Origin of the sequence: Rhizobium sp. NFR03, assembly GCF_900111275.1 — a bacterium.
In the GTDB taxonomy this organism is placed as follows: Bacteria; Pseudomonadota; Alphaproteobacteria; order Rhizobiales; family Rhizobiaceae; genus Ferranicluibacter.
The window spans coordinates 42,107-66,333 of record NZ_FOGR01000013.1 but is presented as its reverse complement, the minus strand read 5'-3'; the positions used below and the strand labels follow the sequence as shown (position 1 = coordinate 66,333).

At 61.6% G+C, this 24,227-nt stretch carries 22 protein-coding genes; 6 read left to right on the top strand and 16 right to left on the bottom strand.

What is annotated here, in order from left to right; translation table 11 throughout:
• A partial coding sequence (locus BSG19_RS23925; RefSeq protein ID WP_210185416.1) for a substrate binding domain-containing protein occupies nt 1-518 on the top strand: 518 nt, incomplete at its 5' end.
• Between the two features lie 12 nt (nt 519-530).
• On the opposite strand, the gene BSG19_RS23920 is transcribed toward BSG19_RS23925, so the two are convergent.
• Nucleotides 531-1,433, bottom strand: coding sequence for an AraC family transcriptional regulator (locus BSG19_RS23920; protein WP_092990521.1), 903 nt, complete (start codon nt 1,431-1,433; stop codon nt 531-533).
• Nucleotides 1,434-1,531: 98 nt separating this feature from the next.
• Here BSG19_RS23920 and BSG19_RS23915 point away from each other — a divergent pair, with 98 nt between their 5' ends.
• Both BSG19_RS23915 and BSG19_RS23910 read left to right on the top strand, forming a co-directional pair.
• The gene (locus BSG19_RS23915) at nt 1,532-2,290 is read left to right on the top strand and encodes an SDR family oxidoreductase (protein WP_092990520.1); all 759 of its coding nucleotides are present in this window, start codon (nt 1,532-1,534) and stop codon (nt 2,288-2,290) included.
• 38 nt (nt 2,291-2,328) lie between these two features.
• A complete protein-coding gene (locus BSG19_RS23910) occupies nt 2,329-3,273 on the top strand; it encodes an alpha/beta hydrolase family protein (RefSeq protein ID WP_092990519.1) in 945 nt (314 codons plus the stop codon).
• 469 nt (nt 3,274-3,742) lie between these two features.
• Here BSG19_RS23910 and BSG19_RS23905 read toward each other — a convergent pair whose 3' ends face one another.
• From BSG19_RS23905 to lsrA, 6 genes are all read right to left on the bottom strand, one after another.
• A complete protein-coding gene (locus tag BSG19_RS23905; protein ID WP_092990518.1) occupies nt 3,743-4,909 on the bottom strand; it encodes an IS110 family RNA-guided transposase in 1,167 nt (388 codons plus the stop codon).
• A 151-nt stretch (nt 4,910-5,060) separates the two neighbouring features.
• On the bottom strand, nt 5,061-6,314 hold the full coding sequence (locus tag BSG19_RS23900; RefSeq protein ID WP_092990517.1) for a class II aldolase: 1,254 nt from the start codon (nt 6,312-6,314) through the stop codon (nt 5,061-5,063).
• A 65-nt stretch (nt 6,315-6,379) separates the two neighbouring features.
• Complete coding sequence (gene lsrB, locus BSG19_RS23895; protein WP_092990516.1) at nt 6,380-7,411, bottom strand: autoinducer 2 ABC transporter substrate-binding protein LsrB; 1,032 nt, start codon at nt 7,409-7,411, stop codon at nt 6,380-6,382.
• A gap of 2 nt (nt 7,412-7,413) precedes the next feature.
• Nucleotides 7,414-8,427 (bottom strand): ABC transporter permease subunit, encoded by a 1,014-nt coding sequence (locus BSG19_RS23890; protein ID WP_092990515.1) that lies wholly within the window; start codon nt 8,425-8,427, stop codon nt 7,414-7,416.
• Nucleotides 8,424-9,455: an ABC transporter permease subunit gene (locus tag BSG19_RS23885; RefSeq protein WP_092990514.1), complete on the bottom strand. Its 1,032-nt coding sequence runs from the start codon at nt 9,453-9,455 to the stop codon at nt 8,424-8,426. The genes BSG19_RS23890 and BSG19_RS23885 overlap by 4 nt, the downstream gene beginning before the upstream one ends.
• Entirely contained in the window at nt 9,448-10,950 is a 1,503-nt protein-coding gene (gene lsrA, locus BSG19_RS23880) for an autoinducer 2 ABC transporter ATP-binding protein LsrA (protein ID WP_210185415.1), read from the bottom strand. The genes BSG19_RS23885 and lsrA overlap by 8 nt, the downstream gene beginning before the upstream one ends.
• A gap of 236 nt (nt 10,951-11,186) precedes the next feature.
• Here lsrA and BSG19_RS23875 point away from each other — a divergent pair, with 236 nt between their 5' ends.
• Genes BSG19_RS23875 through BSG19_RS23865 form a run of 3 tightly spaced genes read left to right on the top strand, consistent with a single transcriptional unit; the run spans nt 11,187 to nt 14,049 of the window.
• Nucleotides 11,187-12,134 (top strand): sugar-binding transcriptional regulator, encoded by a 948-nt coding sequence (locus BSG19_RS23875; RefSeq protein ID WP_092990523.1) that lies wholly within the window; start codon nt 11,187-11,189, stop codon nt 12,132-12,134.
• Between the two features lie 4 nt (nt 12,135-12,138).
• On the top strand, nt 12,139-13,701 hold the full coding sequence (lsrK, locus tag BSG19_RS23870; RefSeq protein ID WP_167130300.1) for an autoinducer-2 kinase: 1,563 nt from the start codon (nt 12,139-12,141) through the stop codon (nt 13,699-13,701).
• 42 nt (nt 13,702-13,743) lie between these two features.
• The gene (locus BSG19_RS23865; protein WP_092990512.1) at nt 13,744-14,049 is read left to right on the top strand and encodes an antibiotic biosynthesis monooxygenase; all 306 of its coding nucleotides are present in this window, start codon (nt 13,744-13,746) and stop codon (nt 14,047-14,049) included.
• A gap of 729 nt (nt 14,050-14,778) precedes the next feature.
• On the opposite strand, the gene BSG19_RS23860 is transcribed toward BSG19_RS23865, so the two are convergent.
• From BSG19_RS23860 to BSG19_RS23825, 9 genes are all read right to left on the bottom strand, one after another.
• A complete protein-coding gene (locus BSG19_RS23860) occupies nt 14,779-15,423 on the bottom strand; it encodes an exopolysaccharide biosynthesis protein (protein WP_092990511.1) in 645 nt (214 codons plus the stop codon).
• Nucleotides 15,423-16,406 (bottom strand): TerC family protein, encoded by a 984-nt coding sequence (locus BSG19_RS23855; RefSeq protein WP_092990510.1) that lies wholly within the window; start codon nt 16,404-16,406, stop codon nt 15,423-15,425. Before BSG19_RS23855 ends, BSG19_RS23860 begins: the two co-directional genes overlap by 1 nt.
• 201 nt (nt 16,407-16,607) lie before the next feature.
• Nucleotides 16,608-17,153, bottom strand: coding sequence for a flavin reductase (locus tag BSG19_RS23850; protein ID WP_092990509.1), 546 nt, complete (start codon nt 17,151-17,153; stop codon nt 16,608-16,610).
• A 31-nt stretch (nt 17,154-17,184) separates the two neighbouring features.
• Nucleotides 17,185-18,603: an amidase gene (locus tag BSG19_RS23845; RefSeq protein ID WP_170866092.1), complete on the bottom strand. Its 1,419-nt coding sequence runs from the start codon at nt 18,601-18,603 to the stop codon at nt 17,185-17,187.
• The gene (locus tag BSG19_RS25870; RefSeq protein WP_139274818.1) at nt 18,590-18,796 is read right to left on the bottom strand and encodes a hypothetical protein; all 207 of its coding nucleotides are present in this window, start codon (nt 18,794-18,796) and stop codon (nt 18,590-18,592) included. The genes BSG19_RS23845 and BSG19_RS25870 overlap by 14 nt, the downstream gene beginning before the upstream one ends.
• 9 nt (nt 18,797-18,805) lie before the next feature.
• Nucleotides 18,806-19,834 (bottom strand): ABC transporter permease, encoded by a 1,029-nt coding sequence (locus tag BSG19_RS23840; RefSeq protein WP_092990507.1) that lies wholly within the window; start codon nt 19,832-19,834, stop codon nt 18,806-18,808.
• Nucleotides 19,831-21,414 (bottom strand): sugar ABC transporter ATP-binding protein, encoded by a 1,584-nt coding sequence (locus BSG19_RS23835; RefSeq protein WP_092990506.1) that lies wholly within the window; start codon nt 21,412-21,414, stop codon nt 19,831-19,833. Before BSG19_RS23835 ends, BSG19_RS23840 begins: the two co-directional genes overlap by 4 nt.
• Before the next feature lie 40 nt (nt 21,415-21,454).
• The gene (locus tag BSG19_RS23830) at nt 21,455-22,552 is read right to left on the bottom strand and encodes a sugar ABC transporter substrate-binding protein (protein ID WP_092990505.1); all 1,098 of its coding nucleotides are present in this window, start codon (nt 22,550-22,552) and stop codon (nt 21,455-21,457) included.
• A gap of 272 nt (nt 22,553-22,824) precedes the next feature.
• On the bottom strand, nt 22,825-24,042 hold the full coding sequence (locus tag BSG19_RS23825) for an MFS transporter (RefSeq protein WP_092990504.1): 1,218 nt from the start codon (nt 24,040-24,042) through the stop codon (nt 22,825-22,827).
• Between the last annotated feature and the right edge of the window lie 185 nt (nt 24,043-24,227).

The window sequence follows — 24,227 nt, the reverse complement described above, 5'->3', positions numbered from 1 at the left end:
CCACGGAAGATCGCGCCGTCGACATGATCGAGGAAGGGTATGACCTTGTCATCCGCGTCAACCCGGCGCCTGACGAAAGCCTCGTCGGTCGAGCTTTTCTGCATGACCGCCTGGTTGTCGTCGCAGGTCCCGATCTCGCCCGACCCCAGGACGGTCAGTTAGTCCCGTGTGTCGTCCGGGGTGGGGGAAGCCAGGAGACCTGGACTGTCATGAACCCCAAAGGGCCTGCTAAGATTAGGGTCGATCCCGTCCTCGTCCTGTCGTCCCTCATCATGGTTCGCGACGCGGTGAGGGCAGGCGTCGGGGCCGCACGCCTGCCGATCTCGCTGGTGAGCCACGATATCGCTGATGGGACATTGCAGCACTGGGGCGACATCGAAAGATCCGAGATCGCGCTCTGGGCGCTCTACCCGTCGCGGCGTCTCCTGAGCGCGCGGGTCTCTGCCTTTCTCGATTTCCTGAAGCAGGCTTTTCCCAAGGGAACGCCCGAAGAGCTGGCCGCCTATATCGGCGGGTGAGGGTCGGACGCGTTAAGCCGCAGCAGCAACTGCGCGAGAATACGCCCCAGGCGGCATTCCCACATGCCGATTGAAGGCAACGCTGAATGCGCTTGTCGATCCATAGCCGACGCGCTGGGCGATGTCGGCCATGGCCATATCTTCGCGAAGGAACTCTTTTGCCAGTGCCATGCGCCATCCGGTCGCGTATTCCATCGGCGCGACCCCAACCTCTTTGCGGAAACGATCGAAGAAAGTCGAACGAGACATCGCGGCTTCCCGGGCAAGCGTTTCCACCGTCATGTTTCGCCCCGGATCTTTGTGGATCCGGCGCAAGGTCGGCGCCAGCAGCGGATCGGCCATGCCACGCAGCAGGCCCGGCGGCGCCTTGGCACTTGCGGCCGATCGTAGGGCATCGATAAACAGAACCTCCAGCAGCCGGTGAAGCACCATCTCGCGCGCGACCCGATCAGCCCTCGTCTCCTCGTTTATCATCTGGACCAGAGCCATCAGTCGATCTTCACCTTGGACATGGATGACTTCTGGCAGCAGCGATACGAGAAGAGCCCTGTCATCCGAGCCGAAAGCACAGTGTCCGACCAGGGCCTTGATCTCTGCCGGTGCCTCGGGGTCGCCCAGGCGAAAGACACCGGGGCTGATCTCCAGACGCTGAGCAAGGGCGCCGCGTGGCGGCGGCTCCATGCTGCTCATCGTGAACGAGAAGATCTTCGGGACCAGGACGAAGTCACCCGCAGTGAGCACCATTGGCTCACGACCGGCGATCGTCATCAGGCAGTGGCCTTCGACGACAGCGCAGTAGAAGGGACTCCCGAGCTCCGTGCGCTCAACCAACCACTGACCGCCGCCCGTGACAAACTTTGAGATCGACGGGCTCGGCTTCAACAAGGAAACAACTTCCGCAACCGGATCGGTCATCAATTCGGACTTTCGCTAAACACTCGTGGACATGTGCGTATAGAAGGTCCGGTTTCTAAGTCCATCTTTCAGGCTGGTTAAAAGTCAGGAGACGGAACATGCCAAAGACTCTTATCACCGGTTGCTCGTCCGGTTTCGGCCTCGCCATCGCACAGAAATTCTTGGAGGCCGGGTGGGACGTGATCGCGACCATGCGCACGCCCCGAAACGACCTTCTCCCCTCGAACGACCGGCTCGCAATCCTGCCGCTCGATGTCACCAGCGCGGACAGCATTGCGAAGGCGGTCGAAGCCGCCGGCACGATCGATGCTCTGGTCAACAACGCGGGCGTCGGCTTGCTCAATGTGCTTGAAGGTACGGAGATGTCGAAGATCCGGGAGCTGTTCGAAACGAACGTGTTCGGTGCGATGGCGATGACCAAAGCTGTTCTTCCGCAGATGCGTAACCGTCGCTCAGGCGTCATCGTTAACGTCAGCTCTACTGTCACGGTGAGGCCGCTGCCCGCGCTCTCGGTCTACAGTGCCAGCAAAGCGGCCCTCAACGCTTTTACGGAGAGCCTCGCGCTCGAGGCAGCTCTGTTCGGCATCCGCGCCAAACTTGTTTTGCCTGGCTCGGCGCCGACGACCGGCTTCGGCAAAAATGCCGTCTCACGCATGGGCATGGAAATCCCCGAGCCCTACGAAGTCTTCGTCCGCGATTACCTGAGGAAGCTGCGTTCGGGTACTGAGGTTACCACGGCGGATGCGGTTGCAGAGGCGGTCTGGCGGTCTGTGACAGAGATCGACGCGCCGATGATGATCCCCGCCGGCGCTGACGCCGAAACCGCGTTCCGCGAAGCGGGCAATCTGCTCGCCTGAACATCATCATCCGAAACCTAACCTTTAAGGCCAGACCCATGAACAATCTGATCAATCTCGCAAAGCATATTCCCACACCTGAAGCCACTCTGACCGTGGCCTACACGCCGATCCGTCTTTCGATGCCGGGCCGCCAGCCGCTGGAACTGCGTCTGACCGCGCCCGCAAACGGCGACAAGCTGCCCATCGTGCTACTGTCGCATGGCTACGGCCCATCCAACTATATCCCGTCTAAGGACGGCTACGCTCCCCTTGTCCAGTTCTGGGCAGAGAGAGGGTTCGTTGTGATCCAGCCAACGCATGCGAGTTCGCGGGTCGGCGGCCTGCCATCAAATTCACTCGGCGCACCGTTCTTCTGGCGCGAGCGTGCCGGGGAGATGAAGGCTATCCTCGACCAAATGGCGGAGATTGAACGGCAGACTCCGGCCGTTGCGGGCCGGATGGATCATACTCGCATCGGCGCGGTGGGCCATTCCTTTGGCGGCCACACCGTCGGGCTCCTGCTCGGCGCGCAGGTGGATGGTGAGGATTTTTCCGATCCACGCATCTCGGCGGGCGTTCTCCTGACAACACCAGGACGCGGTGGCAAGGACATGACGCCTGAGAGTGCTGCCCAGTTTCCGTTCTTCGATGTCGACTTCTCGACGCTCTCGACACTCAGCCTCGTCGTTTGCGGTGACATGGACAATCCGCATTTTACCACCCGTGGTCCTGAGTGGCATGCAGATGCATTTCACGATGCACCGTGCGCCAAAGCAATGTTGATGATGCACGGGGTCGGGCATGGTCTTGGCGGCATTGCAGCTCTCGACGCAAAGGAAACAGAGACTGAAGCACCAGACGTGCTGGAAGCGACACGACGTCTTACGCTCGCCTGGCTTCAGACCGCGCTCGGCGCGGACAAAGGCGCTTGGCCGAGAGCTTGCCTCGCACTTGAAGGTGAGGCCGCAACGCTTGCGACGGTCAGAGAGAAACAGCTCTAGCCCTGGGAGCGATTGTCTTAGGCATCGTCGGGATTGATCTCGTTTTGCCCCCGGTTACCGAGATCGCTCGCGAAACTGGAGGCAGCCGCTCCACGTACGTTAAATCAATCAATAATTCAGTTAGCTATTATGTCTGATTGGCAGGTCGCAGGTTCGAATCCTTTCACATCAGGATTTTTGTCAATTGTTCATTCGAGTGGCATCGAATTTCTCCTTCGTAGGCGGATCCACGGTCTGAGCCCATAGCAATTACCGGCCCGGTCTCGGGCCTATACAAGCTCACATCCGGTCGCCGCTCTCACACGGCTGCACCATTATCCCGCATTCGACGGGCACGGGCTCAGGAGAACGGGACCAAACTCAAGATCGGCATTCAAAGGCCAAAAGGATTCCCGGTCCGTTCACCTGGATCCGTCAGGACTGATCAGGTCCTGAGGATTGGAAACTGTGTTTCGCAGCAGTTTGTATTTCAGGCGTTTTTCATGATTGCACCTTCGATGACGACGCCGGAGCTCACGTACTTCCAGAGGGCCACGAGCAACTTACGAGCAAGCGCAACGATCATCGGCGTTTTTAGGCGGCCGGCGTTCCGCGCGATGCGTTCCTTAAACCATAGCGTTAAAGTCGATTTCGGTTGGTGGCGCAGCCATAGCCAGGCGAGTTCGACCATCGTTGCCCGCAATCGCGGATTTCCCGCTTTCGAGACCCCTTGTTCGCGATTGACGTTGCCGCTTTGCCAAGGGGAGGGCGCAAGGCCCGCATAGGATGCGATTTGTCGCCGATTGTCGAAGTGTCGGAACAAGCCTTCCGTGTAAAGTATCGTAGCGAACTCTGGGCCTATTCCTTTGATGCCTAAAAGCGCGGTCGCTTCTTTCGGCGTTTCCGGCGTCTCCTGAACGATCAAGGCATCTCGCTCGACTTCAACAGCCTTGATTTGTGTGAGCAACAATTCGAGGCGATCAAGTTCTCTGCAGATTTCCGCTTTCAAATGTTTTGAGAGCGGCCGACCATCGCCAGTCCGAAGCTCGTCCAAACGCTGGCGGCGGTCTCGATTGACAGGTTGATAATCCCGAATTCCTTGCGTGAAGAGCAGCCCCTTTATGCGGTTGACGTGGAAGACGCGCTCGGCGATCAGAGTTTTCCGCTCCCGCCCGATCCGTCGGTTGTCGTCTTCCTCGGGTGAGAGAAGTTTGACCATCGAGCACGCACGCGGCTCGCCACGTTTCCATGCCATCAAAGCGCGGATCAGCGTCTCGCCGTCGATACGGTCAGTCTTCGCCCGGCGATGTCGACGCGGCATTGCGATCGATGCGGCTTCTACAATGTGGCTCTCGATCCAAGCTTCTTTGCTAAGCATTCGCCCCAGCCAGAAGCCATCGAGTCCGGCCTCCTGGATCACCACCAGCGGGTAAAGTCTCTCTTTGCGCCGCTGTGCCTTCTGGCGAAGGGCGTCAAAACACGAGAACAAGCTGGCGATATCGCCTCCAGTGACGGTATGGCGAGACATCTTCTCGCTGCCAGGTGACAGAGCTGTCACCAGCCATGTCGATTTGCTCAATTCCAACGAGATGAATATTGCGCCAAGATCGACGGGGGTAGTGGTCTGCGCTTGAGTTTGATCTGCTGTTATCGGCATGATTGGCCTCCAGAGAGTTTCTAGCGACCTCACTCTGCCACGGTGCAGGCCGCTACTCACCCCTGATGGGATCTCAAGAGCGCCGCGGAGAGTGGAGGTTTTCCATGTTCCGAACCACCAAGCACAACATGAGAAATGGTGCGCGTCGGCGCTATTTGCTCCCGACCTGTAGTTTTGCCTGCTCTAAAGTCCAGTACTCCATGTCGAACAGGTCGGCCTCGCCAATGGGAGTGAAGCGGCCATAGGCTTCGGCAGCGTTGATGGCGCGTGTGGCCTGCTCGCAGAGATCACCGCCGATCATCGCTGCCTTGGCGCTCGCACCCAGCGCATAAACCCCCTCGTTCCGGACGAGGACGACGCGGGGATAGACATCAAGCATCTGCTTCGGCTCGCTGGTGCGCGTGGCGTTGCGCGCAAAATAAGCCCTGTAGCGCCGGGCATAGGTGGCAAGCGCGGCATCGATCGCGTCGGCATCCGCATCGGCCTCGATGATCATCGGCCACGGTTTGATTCGGATCACGTGATCAGGCGTCACTGTGCCGCGCAGGCCGATCTCCTCCACGTCAGCCTTGCCCGCATGGTCGCGGAGGGCGGCGGTGGAGCGATAGTCCAGGAAGACGCCTTTGGCGAACGGTGAGCCGTCACAGACAAGCGCTGTCTCCAGCCTCACCCTGAGCGCCATGTCTTCCGGGCCGTCGCTCGGCTGTGGGCCGGTTAGCTCCACCCCCTTCCGAGCAAGCTCCTGCTCGGCCATGGTGACGAATTCGATCATCAATTCGTAGGAGGCGCGGGCATCGTCGGCGAAGGAAAAGAGCCCGTGGTTCTCGAGCCAAAGGCCCTCGCAGCCCGGATGCTCGCGGTAGATGCGATCGGCGACGATGGAAAGGTCGAAGCCCGGCATGACATAGGGCACATAGGCGAGCCGCTCGCCATAGATGCCCCGCACCGTGTCGCGCATATCCGGCTGGTCGGCAAGCGCCAGGATCGCCGTCGCATGGGTATGATCGACGAAGGCAAAGGGCAGGAAGGCGTGTAGCAAGGCCTCGACGGATGGGTTCGGCGCATCCGCATCGATCAGGGTTGAGCGCAGCAACGCCACCATCTCGGGGTCGGAGAGTTTCGGGCCGTTGCGTGTTTCGAGCAGCGGTTTAAGGCGCACGGCCGGCAGCCCCGGCGCCTCGATGGTGTCGAGATCCCAGCCGCTGCCCTTGATGTGCATCAACGCTTCGCCGTCACTGGACGTGACCTTGACCGAGGTGTTGCCGCCGCCGTGCAGAACGAGATCGGGATCGCCACCGGTGATGCGAGAGGTGTAGATGCGAAGGCCGAGTGCCTCGCTCTGCCCGGCCGCCAGGGCGGTTTCCACATATCGGGCTGCGTTCTCGTCGTTCCAGCGGCTTTGCATGCGTATCGTCCTGTTTTTTCGATGGATAGGGCGGGCAGCCTCGGCCGCCCGCCGTTCATGCGTGATCAGAAGTCGAACTTGGAAATGTTGTCCTTGGTGAAGACGGTGCGCTCGGGCAACAGGATGATGCCGTTGCCGTAGGCTTCGTAATCGTAACCCTGCACCTTGTTGGCGGAGACTTCGACGGTGCCGACGCCCGGGATTTCCAGCTTGTCGCCAACTTTCATCGGACCGTTCTTCAGGACGTGATCGGCAACATAGACCGAGATCTTGCCCTGTTGCGTGACATCCCACAGGCCGAAGCGCTGGATGGTGCCGCGCTCGATATAGGGGCGCATGACGTTCGGCGTGGAAAACCCGACGATGGTGACGCCCTCGGCGCGCTTCAGGTTCTCGGCTGCCTGTGCCGCTGCCGGCAGCGCGTTGGCGTCGGGTGCAATGATGGCATCGAGGTCCGGATAGGTTTGCAGGATGCTTTCGGCAGTCTGCAGGGACTTCTGCGCATCGTTATAGCCATACTGGGTGGTGACGATTTCCCAGCCCGGATGCTCCTTGGCGATTTTCGCCTTGGCGGCTTCGGCCCAGGCGTTCTGGTCGGTCACGGTTGGGCTGGAATAGAAGAACGCCACCTTGGCCTTTTCCTTCTTCACGCCTTCGGCCGCCATGTCGACCAGCAGGCCGCCGAGCTGCTCGGGCGTGCCCTGGTTGATGTAGTAGCTGCGGCACTCCGGGTTGACGTCGCTGTCCCAGGTCATGACCAGCACGCCGCGGTCCATCGCCCGCTTGAGCGCCGGGCACAGCCCATCCGGAGAGACGGAGGAGACGATCAGCGCATTGTAGCCCTGATTGACGAAATTGTTGATGAACTGCACCTGGCTGGAGACACTCGGCTCGGTCGGGCCGTCATAGGTGACCTTGACGCCGAGTTCCTTGCCAGCCTCCGTCGCACCCGCGCCGCCGGAGGTGAAGAAGCCGACGCCCACCAGCTTGGGGATGAAGGCAATCTGGTTTTCGGCATGGGCCGTCCCCGAGGCGAGCATCGTGCCGGCAACGAGGGCGGCGGCAAGGGCGCCGGATTTCAATATGGACTTGATCATTCTCATTCTCCTCCTGAAGTAACTGCCGCCCGGGATTTTTTCTGTTGACGGGCGACGGCGATGAACTCGGCCAGCATGGAGCTCCCGTGGCGCAATGCGACCGCGACAACCAGCAACCCTCCCGAAAGTGCGCTGGAAATCTGGCTGGGCACACCGGTGGCCTGCAGGCCCTGCTGCAGGTAGCCGATGACGAAGGTGGCGATCAGCGTGCCGAGGATGGAACCCTGGCCACCATAGATGGAGGCGCCGCCAAGCACGGCGGCCGTAACGGCCGGCAGAAGCGTCGCCGAACCGAGGTCGACGCGGGCGGAGCCGAAATAGGCCGACATGACGAGGCCTGCGATGGCGGCCGACGCGCCTGTGATGACATAGGTGATGGTCTGCACGCGCCCGACCGGGATGCCGGCGAAGCGCGCGGCACTTTCCGAGTGGCCGGACAGGAAGACCGCGCGGCCGAAGCGCGTGAAATGAAGAAGTACGATCAGCACCAGCGCGAGCACAAGGAACAGCGCGAGCGGCGCCGGCAGGCCGAGAACTTGGGCATAACCGAAGGCGTTGAAGGTAGCGGGGAAGTTGCCGATGCCTTCGTAACCGCCCGCGCCGACGAGGCCGGAGGCGACCGTCGCGGTGCCCTGGAACAGGTAAAGACTGCCGAGTGTCACGACCAGAGGCTGGATCTTCGACAGATGTATGACGGTAGCGTTGAGCAGCCCGCACAGCGCGCCGGCGACGAGCGCCAGCGCAATCGAGAGCGGCAGTGGTACACCGTAGAAAGCGGCGACGCCAAACACGATGGCCGCAAGGCCGATGACCGAGGCGAAGGATACATCAATGCCGCCGGCGATGATGACCAGGGTGAGCGGCAAGGCGACGATGCCGATCTGCACGAAATCGGATGTGCCGTAGATCAGGTTCGAGATATTGAGGAAACGCGGATTGATGATGCCGAAGATGGCGAGTTCGGCGACCAGCATCGCAATCAGCGCGGTCTCCCAGCGGAAGATCAGCTTCTTCATCGGCCCGCCTCCACGCTCTGTGCCGTTTTCGTATCGTCGGATGGAACGGGGCCGCGCTCATGCACGGCATAGCGGCGGGCACGGATGCGTCGGTCGATGATCTGGCGGATGCGTCCGTCCAGCAAAAGCACTGAAAGCAGGATGGCGCCGGCGATGAAGTCGTTCCAGTAGGCGGGCATTTTCAGGAACACGAGCGCGCTGTCGATTGACGTGATGAAGATGACGGCGGAAAACACGCCCGCGACCGAGCCGGTGCCGCCGAGCAGGCTGACACCCCCAAGTACGTTGACGGCGATCGCTTTGAGCTCGACACCATTGCCAGCCTGATTGGGGATGAAACCGATCTGCGCGGCGAAGACGAGGCCGGCAAGTGCGGCGCAAAGACCCGTCGCGACAAAGGCGGTGAACTGAACCCGCCGGACCGGCACGCCGAGATGGTGCGCGGCGGCACGGTTGTCGCCGACCGCATAGAAGTAGCGGCCGAAGCGCGTCTTGCGCAGGAAGACCCAGGCGAGCACGATGAGAGCGAGAACCACGACGGTCAGCGCCGAGAAGCCGAAGCCGAGATTGCCGGCGAGCGCCTTCAGGCCCTGCGGCAGGTCCTCGATCCAGCGGCCTCCCGTCAGCACCAGCATGATGCCGCGATAGAGGCCGAGCGTTCCGAGCGTGGCAACGATGGAGGGAATGCCGAGATAGGCGACCATCAGTCCGTTGAACGCGCCGGCGGCGGCCCCGGTCATCAGGCAGAAGACGATGGCAAGCGGCAGGCCGACGCCGGTACTGAGCGAGAGGCCCAGCACGGCGGCGCTGAGCCCCAGCACCGAGCCGCTGGATACGTCGATATTGCGCGTCAGGATGACGATCATCGTGCCGAGCGAGATCAGCATCAGGACAAGACTGTTGGAGATGACCACGGAGGCCGTGGAACCCGAGAGATAGCCGGGCGCGGCCGCGCCGATGGCCGCATAGGCGACGGCGAGAACGACGATCAGCGTTGCAACGCGGTTGCGCGCGAAAAGATCAAGCATGACGGGCCTCCGAAGCGCCGAAGGCGAGCCGGGCGATGGCGTCCACCGAGATACCGTCCGAAAGCTCTCCGCCGGACTGGCCGAAGGCCATGACCTCAACGCGGTCGGCAAGCTGCTCGATCTCGTCGAAATCCGACGAGATGAGGATGATGGCGACGCCATCGGCGGCGAGCTTGCGGATGAGATCGTAGATATCGTTGCGCGCCGCCACGTCGACGCCGCGGGTCGGCTCGTCGAGGATCAGCACCTTCGGACGGGCAGACAGGCACTTCGCCAACAGAACCTTTTGCTGGTTGCCACCGGAAAGACCGCGCACCTCCTGTCCGGGGCCGGTGCACTTGATGCCCATCGAGGAGCGGAACGTTTCGAAGACCTTCCGCTCGGCACCCGGGCGCAGAAAGAAGGGCAGGCGATGTACGAGATAGGACGAGACATTCCAGAACAGCGGCGCCTCGAGAAAGAGGCCGTGTTGCTGGCGGTCCTCCGGCAGGTAGACGAGGCCGCGGTCGATACAGATGCGCGGCGACCGTTTTCTCAGCTCGGTGCCGTCGAAGACGACATTTCCCGCCGACTGCGGACGCAGGCCGAACAGCGTTTCGGCGAATTCCGTGCGCCCCGCGCCAACCACGCCGGCAAGGCCGAGAATCTCGCCCGCGCGGACATCGAGGCTGATATCGCGGAAGCCTTCGCCGGTCAGGCCGCGTACGCTGAGACGCGGCTGGCTGATGTGAGAAACCTTTCGGCCGCTACGGTCCTTGCCGGAGATCTCTGTGATCTGCACCCGGCTCATCGCATCGATGATCTCGGCATCGCTGTAGTTGTCGAGCGGACCGGACAGGACGATGACGCCATCACGCAGAACGCTGATCGTGCGGCAGATTTCGCGGATTTCCCGCAGCTTGTGCGAGATGAAGAAGATGCCGACGCCCTGCGCCTGCAACTTGCGCACCCGCTGGAACAGAGCATTCGTCTCGAAAGGCGTCAGCGCCGAGGTGGGCTCGTCGAGGATCAGTACGCGCGCATCGCGCACAAGGCCGCGCAGGATTTCGATGATCTGCCGCTCGGCGATCTCAAGCGCGGCGGCCTGCGCATCGAGATCGAGCGAGACCGCAAGTTCTTTGACCAGCTGCTTGACGCGCGGCCGGAGCGCCCGGGGCGAAGCGGCAAGGCCGAGGCAGATGTTTTCCAGAACGCTCTGGTTGGGCAGGATGTGCGCTTCCTGTGGCACCAGATAGAGACCAAGCTGCTGCGCATGCGCCGGCGATGCTGGGATGAGCGCCCGACCATTGATTTCAATGTCACCGGAATTTGCCGGAATGACGCCTGACATGATCTTCATGAGGCTCGACTTGCCCGCACCGTTGCCGCCGAGAAGCGCATGCACCTCCCCAGCCTGGAGGGCGAGCGAAACGCCCTTCAGCACCGGGACGGCACCATAGGACTTCCAGATATCCGTCAGCTGCGCAACCCTCCCGGTCGCCGCCTGATCCATCATACTGCACCTGTTCATATGTAGATTACGGTAATCATGTGATCACAGCAACAGATCGCCGTCAATATGCTCGCTGTGCTCGGCATGGCCAAAAACGCGAAATATCGCGCTGCGAAATATGATTTACCTGCCAGAATCAATGCATTGGACACACGAAGAATTTTTCGTCACCAAGAGCGTTGACGTATCAAAAGTTTATTTGCTATTCAAATGATCAGAATATGACCAAGGGGCGTTCGATGGCGACTGATAACAGGGAATGGAGTTATGCCGATACGGACGAGGAAATCCTCACCCGCATCGCCTGGTACTATTACAACGACGGGCTGACTCAGAGCGAGATCGGCGAAAAGCTGAACATGTCGCGCATCAAGGTGTCGCGTTTGCTCGAAAGCGGCCGCCGTTCCGGTATCATCCAGGTCCGCATCAACTCGCGTTATCAAGGCTGCCTCACACTCGAGCGGCAGATCAAGGAACGCTATGGGCTGCTCGAGGCCTATGTCGTGCCACAGCTTCCTGATCAGGAGCCGAGCGACCGGCTGGGTCAGGCCGCGGCACAGTTTCTGATGCAGCGTCTCCAGACCGATGATCTGCTGGCAGTCGGCTGGGGGGCCACAGTCTCCAATACCATCCAGCGGCTTGGCCATCTCGCCAACGAGCGCAATATTGGCCTCGTCAGCCTCACCGGCGGCGTCAGCACCTATGTCGACGGCATGCGCACGGCCAACTGGGGCAGTGGTGTGCATCTGGTTCCGGCGCCGCTTGTCGTGCGCGACCCGAACGTGGCGCGCAATCTTTCCTCCGAACCGGCCGTCGCGAACCTGCTCGACATGGCGCTCAACGCCACCTACCAGCTCGTCGGCATCGGCGAGCTTTCCGCCGCTTCGACGGTGGTGCGGGCCGGCTATGTCAGCCCCGACGAGGTGGAGCCGCTGCGCCGCAAGGGCGCGGTCGGCGATATCCTCTGCCAGTTCTACAATGAGCGCGGCGAGGCGCTCGACCTGCCCCTGCACGACCGGGTGATCGGCGTGAAACTTGCGGGGCTCTCGCGCGCCGAAAAGGTCGTAGCGGCGGCCGGCGGCATCCAGAAGGTCCAGGCCATCCACGCAGCGCTGCGCGGAAAACTCGTCGGCATCCTCATCACAGACGAAACGACGGCCGCCGGCCTCCTCAAAATCAAGGACTGAACGTATGACGACGACGTATCTGCTGGCCGTCGATGCAGGCACCGGCAGCGGCCGGGCCGTGATCTTCGACGAAAGCGGCAATCAGGTCGCCAGCGCCCAGCACGAATGGTGGCACAAGACCGATCCGCGTTTTCCCGGATCGATGGATTTCGATGTGGTGGGCAACTGGGCGCTTCTTTCGCGCGCCATCCGGCAGGCGATCGCCGACGCCGGCATCGCGGCTGCCGACATCCGTGCCGTCAGCGCCACCAGCATGCGCGAGGCCATCGTCGCGTATGATCGCGGCGGACGGGAAATCTGGGCCTGCGCCAATGTCGACAGCCGCGCCGTCAGCGAGGTGCGCGACCTCAAGCGCGATTTCCCGGACCTCGAAAGCGAGCTCTACACGCAAAGCGGTCAGACCTTCGCGCTCGGCGCACTGCCGCGCCTGCTCTGGCTGAAGCGCAACCTGCCCGACGTCTATGCACGTATCGACCGGATCAGCATGCTGTCCGACTGGGTGCTCGCACGCCTGTCCGGCGTGATCGCCAGCGATCCGTCCAATGCAGGAACGACTGGCCTCTACAGCCTTTCAGAACGCGATTGGCTGCCGGAAGCGATGGCTAAGGCCGGCATGCGTGACGATATCTTTCCCGAAAGCGTTGAGCCTGGCACGGTAATCGGCCACGTTACGGAGAGGGCCGCTGACGAGACCAACCTCGCGCCCGGCACGCCCGTCGTCATGGGCGGCGGCGATTGCCAGAGCGGGGCTGCGGCCATCGGCGTCGTCAACGAAGGCGACTGCGCCGTGCTCGGCGGCACCTTCTGGCAGCAGGTGGTGAATGTCGGCCTTGATGTCTCCGACCCGTCCATGGACCTGCGCATCAATCCGCATGTCGTGACCGGTCTTAACCAGGCCGAAGCGATCAGCTTCTTTGTCGGCATCGTCATGCGCTGGTTCCGCGACAGTTTCGGCGCCGAGGAAGTGGCGACGGCCGGCCCAGGCGGCGATGCCTACCGGCTGCTGGAGGAGAAGGCTGCGAAGGTGCCGATCGGAGCATACGGCATCATCCCGATCTTTTCCGACGTCATGCATTACGGCAACTGGTATCACGCAGCCCCTTCGCTGCTCAACCTGTCCATCGATCCCGAAAAGTCTGGCAAGGCCGCGATCTTCCGCGCCCTGCAGGAGAATGCGGCTGTTGTCGCGGCGCGCAATCTCGCGGCGATCTTCCAGCTGTCGGGCAGGACGCCCGACAAGATCGTCTTTGCCGCCGGTGCATCGAAATCTGCCCATTGGTCGCAGATCCTATCGAACGCCACCGGCCTTCCCGTCGTCACACCCGTCGTGAAGGAAGCGACCGCGCTCGGCTGCGCAGCGGCTGCGGCTATCGGCATCGGCCTGCGTCGGGATTTCGTCGAGGTGGCGGATGGCTGGGTGCGCTGGGACAGGCACTTCGAACCGAATTTCACGCACAAGGCCATATATGACGAGGCGGGCGAGCGCTGGGCGCGGGCCTACGCGCTGCAGCGTCAGCTCGTCGACGAGTGCATCACGACCCCCATGTGGAAAGCACCGGGCCTTTGACCCTTTCGTCCAGGACTTTAACATATAACAAGGAAATGAGACATGCTCATCCAGATGGTCAGCATCAACGTCAAGCCGGGCCATGCCGCAGAGTTTCTCGAGGCGTTCCGCATCAATTACGAGGGCACCCGGCAGGAGCGAGGCAATGTGCGCTTTGACGTGCTTCGCAATCCCGAAGACGAAAATAGCTTCACGATTTACGAAGTGTTTACCTCGCGGGAAGCTGTCGACGAGCACCGCAAGACGCTGCACTATCAGGAATGTGTACGCCGGATTGACCCGATCCTCGCAGGCCCCCGGACCAAGACCTTTTTCAATGCCGAAATGGCAGATTTCCTCGGCACCTAAATCAGTAACGGCGCGTGGCGCGACAACGTTTTCGTCTGGCGCTTCGGGGAACTGCGTAACGACTTTGCAAGTCTCATGGGTTGTTTCGATGTGGTGATAACGGCGGCATCAGCCTCCGAAGCGCCGCGCATGGACGACGTCACCTTCTGGGATGGATTTGGAATGTCGAGTTTCGCGCTGTCGTGGAATCTGACGGACTATCCCGCAATTGCCTTATGCATGGGGTTCGGGCCACAAGGACTTTCGCTCGCCGTAGAAGTCGGAGGCAGACCTTTCGACATACCAATTCTTTTCCAAGTGGTAGGTCAACTGGAACCGTCGACGCGCTGACGAACGGCGCGCCCCTGTTTGTAGGACCTATGTTTCAACGCAGCCTGTAAACGTTGTGTGGAATCGAAAGGTGCTAAGCCTTTGCATTAAGCTCGCGCTGCGTCATGTCGCAGGGAAATTAAAATGCCACACTGGGCAGTAGATAAGTCCCATACGTCTCGGTACGCGACAGTGTTTATCATTTCCAGCTACTTAAAAGAATCCAAAAAAACGGTCGCCGGTTCGATTCGCTTCAAGGCGCGGGACAGTAACGCGTCTTAATGGGAAGATATTTCTGCCCAGAACTTGCCACGACGAATCCCGTTAACCGGCCTTGCCAACTGAGGACAAGTTAATATGACATCGGACCACCCACGCCTGGCATGAACCGATACCTATACAAAAACGTGCCTTAACGGCTTACCCGATGGCCCATGTCGTTGCCGAGTAGACACCGTAGAGCAATGCCCCCGTTACGCCGAAGGCGATTAGCGACAAGAGAAGACCAAGCGCCGCTGCGAGCCCGTCTCTCTCCAGCATTGCAGCGGCAATGACGACAAGAGCGATAACGGGCAAGAAATTTCCGAAAGGGATTGGCAGCACGATCGCTATCGAAAGCACGAAAATGGGGATGCCGAGCAGACGCTGGGCTGTCGGTCCGGCCAGTGCTGGAAGACGACCCGGTCGCAGCAGCTTCTCGATACGGGCGATGACGCGCTCGGTGTACCCGACAACAAATGCAATTGTGCCTGCCGACATGCGCCGGCGGCCGATAAACCCAATTACGGTTGGATGCCGGGCGCCGAAGATCACCTGTAGCGACACGATGGCAAGGCAGGTGCCAAAGACCATGCCAAAAGGCCCAGGAATTGGACAGAGTGCCGGCAATGCCAGCACGAGGATCGTGAACGCGAAGCTCGCCGTGCCCATGGTCGCGACCATCTCTGCAACGGAGAGACTGCCTTGGCGGGCAGCCTCCTCCTTCAACCGGCGCAGCCCTGAGGATGTTGTATTGCCTTTTACCCCATCTCCTGCCTCCCCGCCGTGACCTGCGGGCTGCTGCATCAGACGTCTGTCCTTGCATCACGGGTCTTCATCAGGCTCCACACAACACCGAACGCGATGATGGCAAAGGTGATGCCGAGGGAGAGGCCAGCTGGAAACTTCTCAAGACCCAGGAGGTCGGCGATAAAAATTTTCGAGCCGATGAAGATCAGAACCACGGCGAGTGCCGGCTTCAGGTACTGAAAGCGATGGATCATAGCGGCAAGCGCGAAGTAGAGCGCACGCAAGCCAAGGATGGCGAAGATGTTGGAGGTATAGACAAGGAACGGGTCGGTGGTGATGGCGAAGATGGCCGGAACCGAGTCTACCGCAAAGATCACGTCGGCAACCTCAATCAGGACCAGCGCCATGAAGAGCGGCGTTATGAACCAGGTAAGCTTGCCGGTCTTCGGGTTGGATTGCTTGACGAAGAAGGCCTCGCCGTGATGGTTCTCCGTAACATTGAACCGGCGCCGCATGAAGCGCACCAGCGCATTCTTCGAAATATCGGGCTCAGCCTCCTTCAGAAAGAGCATTTTGAGGCCCGTACCGACAAGAAAGGCGGCGAATACGTAGAGAAGCCAGGAGAACTCGGCGACCAGAGTGGCGCCGACGCCGATCATTATGGCGCGCAACACGATCACACCGAGAATGCCCCAGAAGAGAACCCTGTGTTGGTAGAGGCGTGGGACGGCAAAGAAGGAAAAGATGAGGGCGATAACGAAGACGTTATCGAGGGCGAGTGTTTTTTCAACGACGAAGCCCGTCATGTAGGCGAGACCGGCGTCGGAGCCAAGGTACCACCAAACCCAGCCGCCAAAAGCGAGACCGAGCGAGATGTAGAGAGCGGAAAGCTTGATACTCTCGCCAACTTCGATTTCCTTGTTCTCCTTGTGGAGAATGCCAAGGTCGAACGTCAGGATGGTGATAACGAGCGCTAGGAAGCTCAGCCACACCCAGACCGGCTTTCCAAGCCAGTCGATGAAAATAAATGTTGTCTCCAAGAGGATCTACTCCACCGGCTTATGGTGTCGGAATAGGTCCGACATCACAAGCTGCCGGGCGCCTGTCAGAGGGGCCCGGACCAGCGGGTTGGGCAAGATTTGGGAGCGCGGAGTGTGCCGTTCAATACCGTCTGAGAAAATTCCTCAACAGGAGCAGCTCGGGGCAAAGTTGCCGGAATGAACAACGTATGCCGTCAAGGCTCAATACGGACATGTTTCTACCGAGATGCCGATACGGTGGTAGGCGCGCTTGAAATAAATCAGCGGAATGTTGCTGCCGGTTTCATGGATGCCGAGGACCTTGCAGAAGAGGACTTGGTGGGTGCCGATGTCGGTGCTTGTGTCAATCGTGCAGTCGAAGGAGACGACAGCGTCGGTCAGGACTGGGGCGCCGGTCGTGCCAGGCTTCCAGGTGGCCGCGGCGAAGCGTTCCTCGACGGGGGTCTTGCCGCCGAAGAGGCCCGACAGATGTTCGTGATGCCCCGCGAGCACGTTCACACACAGCGTCCGGTTGGCGGCAAAGGTCTGAAAGACCGAGCTCGACCGGTTGAGGCAGACGAGAAGCGTCGGGGGCGTATCCGTGACGCTACAGACGGCGGAGGCCGCAAAGCCTGCCTTGCCGGCCGGTCCATCCGTGGTGATGATGTTGACGGCCGCGCCGAGTTGCGACATGGCGCTGCGAAACGCATCGCGATCGACCTGCGCGGGTTCGACCAATGTGGCATCGACGAGGGGTGCTGCGGACATAAGACTTCCTTTTCGCGTTTCCGGCTTGCGCTCAGGCCGCGGTCGAGCGGGCAAATTCGTCTGCGAACGATCCAAGCGCCAGCACCTGCTCGATGTGGAGAGCCAGGGACGCTGCGCGCTGCTCTCCCCAGGGCGGCGCGACGATCTGCAGGCCCACGGGCAGACCTTCGCGGCTGCGGGCGACCGGCAGCGTCACCACGGGCAGGCCGAGGAAGGAGAAGGGGCGCGTGAGGGCCGTCATGTCGCTGACGATGCGGTTCATGGACGCACTCGCGCCGACGTCGACATCACTTGAAAGCGGCGGAAGGAAGGGCATGGTCGGGACGATCAGGACGTCGCAGGCCGAAAATACTGTATGGAGGAACTCTTTCAGCATCACGACACGGATCTGCAAGGCCCTGAGATAGACAGGTGATGGAATGGCGATCGCCTGGGAAAGCCGCATGCGCACTTGCGGACCAAAGTCCTCCGGTCGGCTGCGAAAAGCGTCGAAATGAACGGCCGCGGCTTCGCTGATCGCCACGACATTGGCAAGCTCCGCAAGGTCCGAAAGGTTGGGCGGCAGAACGGTTTCGACGGAATGGCAGGCGGGACGAAGAAAACGTGCCATGTCGTCCATTGCCGCTGCAACCTCGCCGGAGAGCCCTTCGGCGAAGACCCCGCCGCCAAGGCCGACGCGCAAGGTTCCGATCTCCGGTGTCAGAGCCGCGGGCACGGCGATATCGAGGCAGGTTGGGTCCCGGCCGTCGGCGCCGCTGATCAGCTGCAACAGGAGGTAGGCGTCCTCGACGGTGCGGGCGAGAGGGCCGACGCAATCCTGCGAGAAGGACAGCGGCATGGCGCCTTGACGACTGACGCGGCCCTGCGTCGGCTTGATGCCGACGACGCCGCAACAGGCAGCCGGCAGGCGAATGGAGCCGCCCGTGTCGGAGCCGAGCGCCGCAAAGACGACCCCGCCACCGACGGCCGCACCAGAACCGCTGGAAGAGCCCGCGGTGATGCGCGCGGGGTCGATCGGATTGATGGCCCGGCCGTGATGCGCGTTGTGACCGGTCGGACCCATGGCGAATTCCGACATGTTGAGGCGGCCGATCTGAAGCGCGCCGGCACTCTCAAGCCGGTTCATGACGGTGGACGTTTCCGTAGCCACATGATCCGCGCGAATTTTGGAGCCGCAGCCTGTGATTTTCGCCGCACGGTCGAACATGTCCTTGTGCGCCAGGGGAACGCCATGCAGAGGGCCGAGCGGAAGGCCACGCACAACGGCCTCGTCGGCAGCCTTTGCCGCTTGAAGGGCCGCGTCCCGCTCGATCGCGATGAAGGCGTTGAGATGCGGCTGCGATCGGTCCGCCCGCTCCAGTGCGTCCGTGGTCATCTCGAGGGAGGAGATTCTGCCGGTCGCAATGGCGGCGGCCGCCTCGCGCAGTGTTCCCGGTTCACTCCGGCTCATGACGTGCCTCCTGCAAGGTCTTTTCGAAATGCGTCGGCTCGATGGCGAAGAGGGCAACGCCGCGCGCAGCGGACGGAGCGGCGACATGTTTGGCCGCGCGCTCTGCCTGTCCTGACATCGCGATCAGCTCGGCCTCGTTTGCCGCGCGATGGAGGAACTGCCGCGCAAGGGCTGCGAAATTGCCATGGTCCATGGGGGGTCCTTAGCTGAAATCCTGGGGCTGCCGATTGCGCACCAGTTGAGAGAGTGCCACCGCGATCACCAGCGCGCCGCCGTAGAAGAGGTTCTGCACATAGGCGTCGGCGCCCAGCATGGTGAGACCGGTGATCCCCGTTACGAGGAAATAAACCGCGATGACGGCGCCGAACGGGTTGAACCGGCCGGGCGAGATGGTCGTTGCGCCCAGAAACGCGGCGGCAAAGGCCGGCAGCAGCAGGCTGAGGCCGGAAAGCGGATCGGCGGAGCCGGTCATGCCGGCATAAAGCACGCCGGCGAAAGCGGCGATCAGGCCGGATGTGATGAAGGAGACGGCGCGGACGCGATCGACCGCGATGCCATTCAGCCGCGACACCTCGCGGCCACGGCCGACGAACAGCAGCTTGCGGCCGGGAATGGTGAATTCCAGCACGTACCAGAGGATGCCGGCAAGAAGCAGCGCATAGAAGAAGGCGAGCGGGATGCCGAGGAAGCGGTTGATGATCACCCAGCTGACGAGGTCCATCGAGATGCCGGAAATCGTCTGCGACTGGCTGACCCAGAGGATCAGCCCATTGACGAAGGTGCCGATGCCGAGCGTAACGATGAGGGAGTGGATGCGGAAATAAAGGACGAAGACGGCATTGACCGCGCCGATGACCGCACCGCTGGCAAGAGCAATTAGGATGACCGGCACGATGGGCCAGCCCTCGCGAACATTGAGGACGGCAATCAGCATCGTGCTCATGGTGAGCACCGAGGCGCCGGAGAGATCGAAATCGCCGGAGGTGAGCGGAACGAGCAGCGCCAGCGTGAGGACGACGAGGACCGCCTGCGAGCCGAACATCGTGGAGAAATTTCGCCAGCTGAGGAAAGAGTCGGGCATCAGTATGCCGAAGACCGCGATCAGCAGCAGCCAGGCGCCGAGAAGCGCGAAGCGCTCCGTCTCGGCCTTCCAGTCGAGCGGCCGGCGTGACGGGACGGCGGGATGGTTCGTCGCAGGCGTTTCGGGCTTCGAGAGGTCGATGGTGGTCATTGCGCGGCCTCCGCTGCAGTTGTCTCGCCGTGGAAGCATGCCTCGGCGATGGATTTCCGGGAGATGTCTGCACCGGTGAGTTCTGCCACAGGTCGCCCTCGTGCAAAGACGATGATGCGGTCGCAGATCTGCTCCAGCTGCTCGTTGTCGGTGGAGGCGCAGAGAACGGATGTGCCCTGTCCGGTCGCACGGTCCAGCGCTTCGAAGATCTGCTGGCGCGCGCCGAAGTCCACCCCTTGCGTGGGTTCGTCCAGCATCAGCAGCGTCGGCTTGGTCTGCAGCCATTTGGCCAGCAGGACCTTTTGCTGGTTTCCGCCGGAAAGCGACCCGAGATTGAGCTCGGGCCGGGCCGGCCGCACGTCGTACGCGGTCGAAAGCGCGGCGGCCTGCCGCCGCATGCCGCGCTGATCGAGACCGAGCACCGAGAGATGATCGGCAAGCACGGGCAGGGTAATGTTGTCGGTAATGGGCAGCGATCCGACGCCGGCCGCACCCAGGCGGTCGCCGGGGAGAAAGGCGATGCCGAGCGATTGCGCGCGCTGCGGCGTCATGCGCGCGATATCGACCTCCTGGCCGCCTATGCGGATGCGGCCCGCGCCGCGGCGGGCGCCATAGAGCATGTAGGGTACGGCTGCAAAGCCCGAACCGATCAGCCCGGTGATGCCAAGCGTCTCGCCCGGGTGGATGTCGAGATCGAAGCCGGGGTGACGGTCATCCGTCAGGTCGCGCACACTGAGGGCCGGAGCGCCGATGCCTGTCTTCCGGGTCTTTTCGAAGGCATCGACCCTGAGGCCGACGATCGTGTCGAGGATGTCCTGCCGGCCGGTCGTCTTCGTGTCGAGAATGGCGACCAGCTTGCCGTCGCGCAGGATGGCGACGCGATCGGTGATATCCCGGACCTCGTCGATATCATGGGTGACGATGACGACGGAGGCGCCTGTCCGCACGATCGAACGGATGAGGGCGAAGAGGCGCTCGACATCCTGCGCGGGCAGGAAGGGCGTCGGTTCGTCGAGCACGAGAATGCCTTCGCCGCCATAGCCGGCATCGGAGGCGCGCAGGTCGTCGAAGGCGCGCACGATCGCGACGAACGCCCGCTCGACGGGCGGCAGGCTGGCGACGGTGGCGAAGGGGTCGATGGCCAGGCCGAATTCGGCAAAGAGCGCGGCGACGCGGGCCGCTTCCTTTTTCCAGGAAACGTGCCAGGGCGTCTTCTGCCCAAGAGCCGTCACCCGCATGTTCTCGACCACCGTCAGCGACGGCACGAGGCTGAGATGCTGGTGGACGAAGGCGACGCCGCGCTTCTTGATCGCCATCGGATCGAGCGGCAGGGTCATCGTCTCACCCCACAATACGATCTGGCTGCCGGCCTCCGGCTGGTGGAAGCCGGCAAGCACCTTGATCAGCGTCGATTTTCCCGAGCCGTTCTGACCGAGGAGGCCGAACACCTCCCCGCGGCGGATCGATAGCGTTACCCCGTCAAGGGCATAATAGCTGCCGAAGCGCATGCGGATGTCCGAGAGGAGAAGGACGTCTTTCCCACTCTTTGCGTCGGGTGCGGGCGTATCGAGTTCAGGCATGGGTGACGTCCTGGGGTTGCGGTCCGGCGGGCGCGGTCTCTCAGTTCAGCTTCCACAGCTTCCGGAAGCCGCCGAGATGGGCATCGCCATAGCCATCGTTGAAATTCGCGGGGACACCGGCCGTCTTCACGTTCTTCTCGTCGAAGATCAGCAGGGGCACGTTGAGTTTGGCGACGGAGGGCTGGCCGCAGATCATGCGCATGATGTTGTCGATAGCGGCATAGCCGGCCCAGCCGAGGCTTTCGCCGATATCCATGTCCACCTGTCCCTCGCGCAGCATGTCGAGAACGAAGGGTGTGCCGTTGAAGCTCGCGATCTTGACCGCGCCTTCCGACCCGGTGATGCGCAGGGCGGGGAAGACGAACTGCGACATGGAGTCATAGATCGGCAGCACGAAATTGATGCCGGAGTCGGCGATCAGGGCCGATTGCACGCCCGGCTGGATCTTCGTCGCCCATTCCGACACCGGTACATCCAGATGCTTCTGCGTGCAGTCCGGGCAGAGGGCCGTCAGCTCGCTCTGGATCGCCTTGACGAACGGAATGGAGGGCAGGACATCGGATGAGCCGACGATCAGTACATTCGGCTTGCCCCCGGTCTTCACGTAGGCCCAGGCGGCAAGCAGCTTGCCGGCACCGGAAAAATCGACCTTGGCGGAATAGTCCACGCCACCGAACTGCTCCTGCGTGATATCGTAGAGATGCGTGGTGCTGATCTTGAGGCCGGCCGAGCGGGCTTCGGAGAGTTGCGGGCCGAGCACTTCAGGATTGAGGCCGCCGGCGATATCGAGCGCGTCGTATTTTTGGCTGATCGCCTGCGAAACGCCCTGGATCCATTGATCGACCTTCAGCTGGTTGTCCCAGGTCGTGTAGGTGAAGCCGACCTCCGCCGCCGCCGAGGCCATCGCTTTCTGCAGTTCGACATTGAACGGAATGGTCATCGAAATCGGGATCGACAGGACCTTCTTGTCCTTCATGCAGGCCTTCGCATCGAAGGCTTCACCCGGCGGTTCGAAGACAGGCATCTTCTCATGCTCGGCGATGATGTCCTTTGCATCCGCCATCGGATCTGCCATGGCCGGAGCACTCATTCCATAGGTGCAAGCGGCCAGAAAGGCGCCGGTCAGAAGCTTATGCATGTATCCCCTTTTCCAGCTCTTTAGCGTGAGCCCATGGTCTGCGTGATCGCAAGTCCTAGAATGAGAATGTACGTACTTATTCTGTCCGTCGTCAACCGTATCTGCTCAAGAAATATTCCTGCACATAAACTATGCAAATCTGCTTGACGGTCAGGCAGAACGCTCTTTCCTTGGTCAGACGGCGTGTTGGATGGGTAAAGACTGGAACGCAAAAAACCCGCCTTCCCACCGAAGGAAAGACCCGTTTGTCCGTACTTTTCAAGATCATTCGGTCAGTTGGAAGCACGGTGGGCCTGCCAGGCCAACAGCATGCCGCTGAAGCCGAACAGCGAGAAGGTGAGGAAGCTCGCGCCGTAATGGCCGATCAGGGCGTAGAGCATGGCAAAGCTCGACGGGCCTACAATGACGCCGATGAAGGTGTAGACGAGAACGCCGCCGGTGATCGCGCCGACGCGGGTATCCGGCGCGTTGCGCGCGACCTCGGCGAGGAGCACGCCGTTCCAGCCGATGGACACGCCGCCCATGGCGACGAACAGCGCTATCTGGGCAATGGCCGACATATCCGGCAGCCAGAAGAGACCGGCATAGCCAAGGCCGCTGAGAAGGCCGAGCAGCGCGAGCGTGAGAAAGCCGCCGCCGATCCGGTCGGCGACGACGCCCCAGAAGATGCGGCCGAACGCACCGGCAAACTGCATGGCGGCTGCCACCGAGCCGGCGGCAAGCACCGACCATCCGGCATCGTGAACGAGCGTGACCACCGCAAAGGCGGAGATCGACAGCTGCATTGCGGAATAGGCAAAGCCGAGCGCGCTCAGCGCCCTCAGTTTCGGGCTTCTCCAGATGATCGTCTGCTCGTCGAGGAAGCCGCGGCGAAACGAGGTGGGCGTGCGGCGTGCGACAGGTTCCGCCGCATGCGTCGCCATCATCAGCAGGGAGACGAGGAAAGGCAATGCTGCGCCGACGAGGAGCGCCGTATGCCAGCCGAGTCTGGCGGAAAGATAGGGAAAGAGGAAGCTGGCCAGAATGCCGCCGAGCGGGACGCCGCTCTGCTTCAGCGAGAAGACGATGTTGCGGCGTGCGGGCGGGGTTACGCGGCTCAGCATTTCGGACGCTGCGGGGTTGTTGAGCCCGTAGCCGATGCCGATCAACAGCGAGCCGATCACGATCAGGCCAATCATGGCGGTGGCGATGCCGATGCAGCCGAAGCTGAAGCAGCCAAGCGCCGCCTGTTCGATCCGCACCGGTCCGAAGCGCTGGACCAGTGTGCCGGCGACGGCTGAGGAGATCATGCCGGAGGCGTAGATGAGGCTGATCTGGTAGCCGATCCAGTGCGCGCCGATGCCGAGATCGAGCGCGACAAGCGGCGCGATTGCGGTCAGGACAAGCACGCTGGCCGTGGCGACAATTTGCACGAGGGTGGCAACGGTGAGCGTTTGAAGGAGGGACGAGGCGCGCTGCGGCTCGGCCTCTTCTGCTAGCATGTCGGACATGGAGGGACTTTCGACGAGAATGGTGACGCATGCAAATTGTATATGTCCGTACTAATTGATTTCCCCCTTCTCGGCAACGAGGACGTTACCCTTTTCGCTATGCTGGATTTCGTTTGCCTCTCGTGGTGAAAACGGGTGAAGAAGACGTTGAGCGGGATGCGAGCGAGACGGATGGGCAAAGCGCC

What these genes read in the sequence shown, in the direction of transcription:
- BSG19_RS23850 (WP_092990509.1), bottom strand. Translation starts at nt 17,153, where the DNA reads ATGTCCGCAGCACCCCTCGTCGATGCCACATTGGTCGAACCCGCGCAG.
- BSG19_RS23835 (WP_092990506.1), bottom strand. Translation starts at nt 21,414, where the DNA reads ATGCCTGAACTCGATACGCCCGCACCCGACGCAAAGAGTGGGAAAGAC.
- BSG19_RS23890 (WP_092990515.1), bottom strand. Translation starts at nt 8,427, where the DNA reads ATGAAGAAGCTGATCTTCCGCTGGGAGACCGCGCTGATTGCGATGCTG.
- BSG19_RS23875 (WP_092990523.1), top strand. Translation starts at nt 11,187, where the DNA reads ATGGCGACTGATAACAGGGAATGGAGTTATGCCGATACGGACGAGGAA.
- BSG19_RS23915 (WP_092990520.1), top strand. Translation starts at nt 1,532, where the DNA reads ATGCCAAAGACTCTTATCACCGGTTGCTCGTCCGGTTTCGGCCTCGCC.
- lsrK (WP_167130300.1), top strand. Translation starts at nt 12,139, where the DNA reads ATGACGACGACGTATCTGCTGGCCGTCGATGCAGGCACCGGCAGCGGC.
- BSG19_RS23830 (WP_092990505.1), bottom strand. Translation starts at nt 22,552, where the DNA reads ATGCATAAGCTTCTGACCGGCGCCTTTCTGGCCGCTTGCACCTATGGA.
- BSG19_RS23825 (WP_092990504.1), bottom strand. Translation starts at nt 24,042, where the DNA reads ATGTCCGACATGCTAGCAGAAGAGGCCGAGCCGCAGCGCGCCTCGTCC.
- BSG19_RS23860 (WP_092990511.1), bottom strand. Translation starts at nt 15,423, where the DNA reads ATGCAGCAGCCCGCAGGTCACGGCGGGGAGGCAGGAGATGGGGTAAAA.
- BSG19_RS23845 (WP_170866092.1), bottom strand. Translation starts at nt 18,603, where the DNA reads ATGAGCCGGAGTGAACCGGGAACACTGCGCGAGGCGGCCGCCGCCATT.
- BSG19_RS23910 (WP_092990519.1), top strand. Translation starts at nt 2,329, where the DNA reads ATGAACAATCTGATCAATCTCGCAAAGCATATTCCCACACCTGAAGCC.
- lsrB (WP_092990516.1), bottom strand. Translation starts at nt 7,411, where the DNA reads ATGATCAAGTCCATATTGAAATCCGGCGCCCTTGCCGCCGCCCTCGTT.
- BSG19_RS23920 (WP_092990521.1), bottom strand. Translation starts at nt 1,433, where the DNA reads ATGACCGATCCGGTTGCGGAAGTTGTTTCCTTGTTGAAGCCGAGCCCG.
- BSG19_RS23865 (WP_092990512.1), top strand. Translation starts at nt 13,744, where the DNA reads ATGCTCATCCAGATGGTCAGCATCAACGTCAAGCCGGGCCATGCCGCA.
- BSG19_RS23905 (WP_092990518.1), bottom strand. Translation starts at nt 4,909, where the DNA reads ATGCCGATAACAGCAGATCAAACTCAAGCGCAGACCACTACCCCCGTC.
- BSG19_RS23900 (WP_092990517.1), bottom strand. Translation starts at nt 6,314, where the DNA reads ATGCAAAGCCGCTGGAACGACGAGAACGCAGCCCGATATGTGGAAACC.
- lsrA (WP_210185415.1), bottom strand. Translation starts at nt 10,950, where the DNA reads ATGATGGATCAGGCGGCGACCGGGAGGGTTGCGCAGCTGACGGATATC.
- BSG19_RS25870 (WP_139274818.1), bottom strand. Translation starts at nt 18,796, where the DNA reads ATGGACCATGGCAATTTCGCAGCCCTTGCGCGGCAGTTCCTCCATCGC.
- BSG19_RS23840 (WP_092990507.1), bottom strand. Translation starts at nt 19,834, where the DNA reads ATGACCACCATCGACCTCTCGAAGCCCGAAACGCCTGCGACGAACCAT.
- BSG19_RS23885 (WP_092990514.1), bottom strand. Translation starts at nt 9,455, where the DNA reads ATGCTTGATCTTTTCGCGCGCAACCGCGTTGCAACGCTGATCGTCGTT.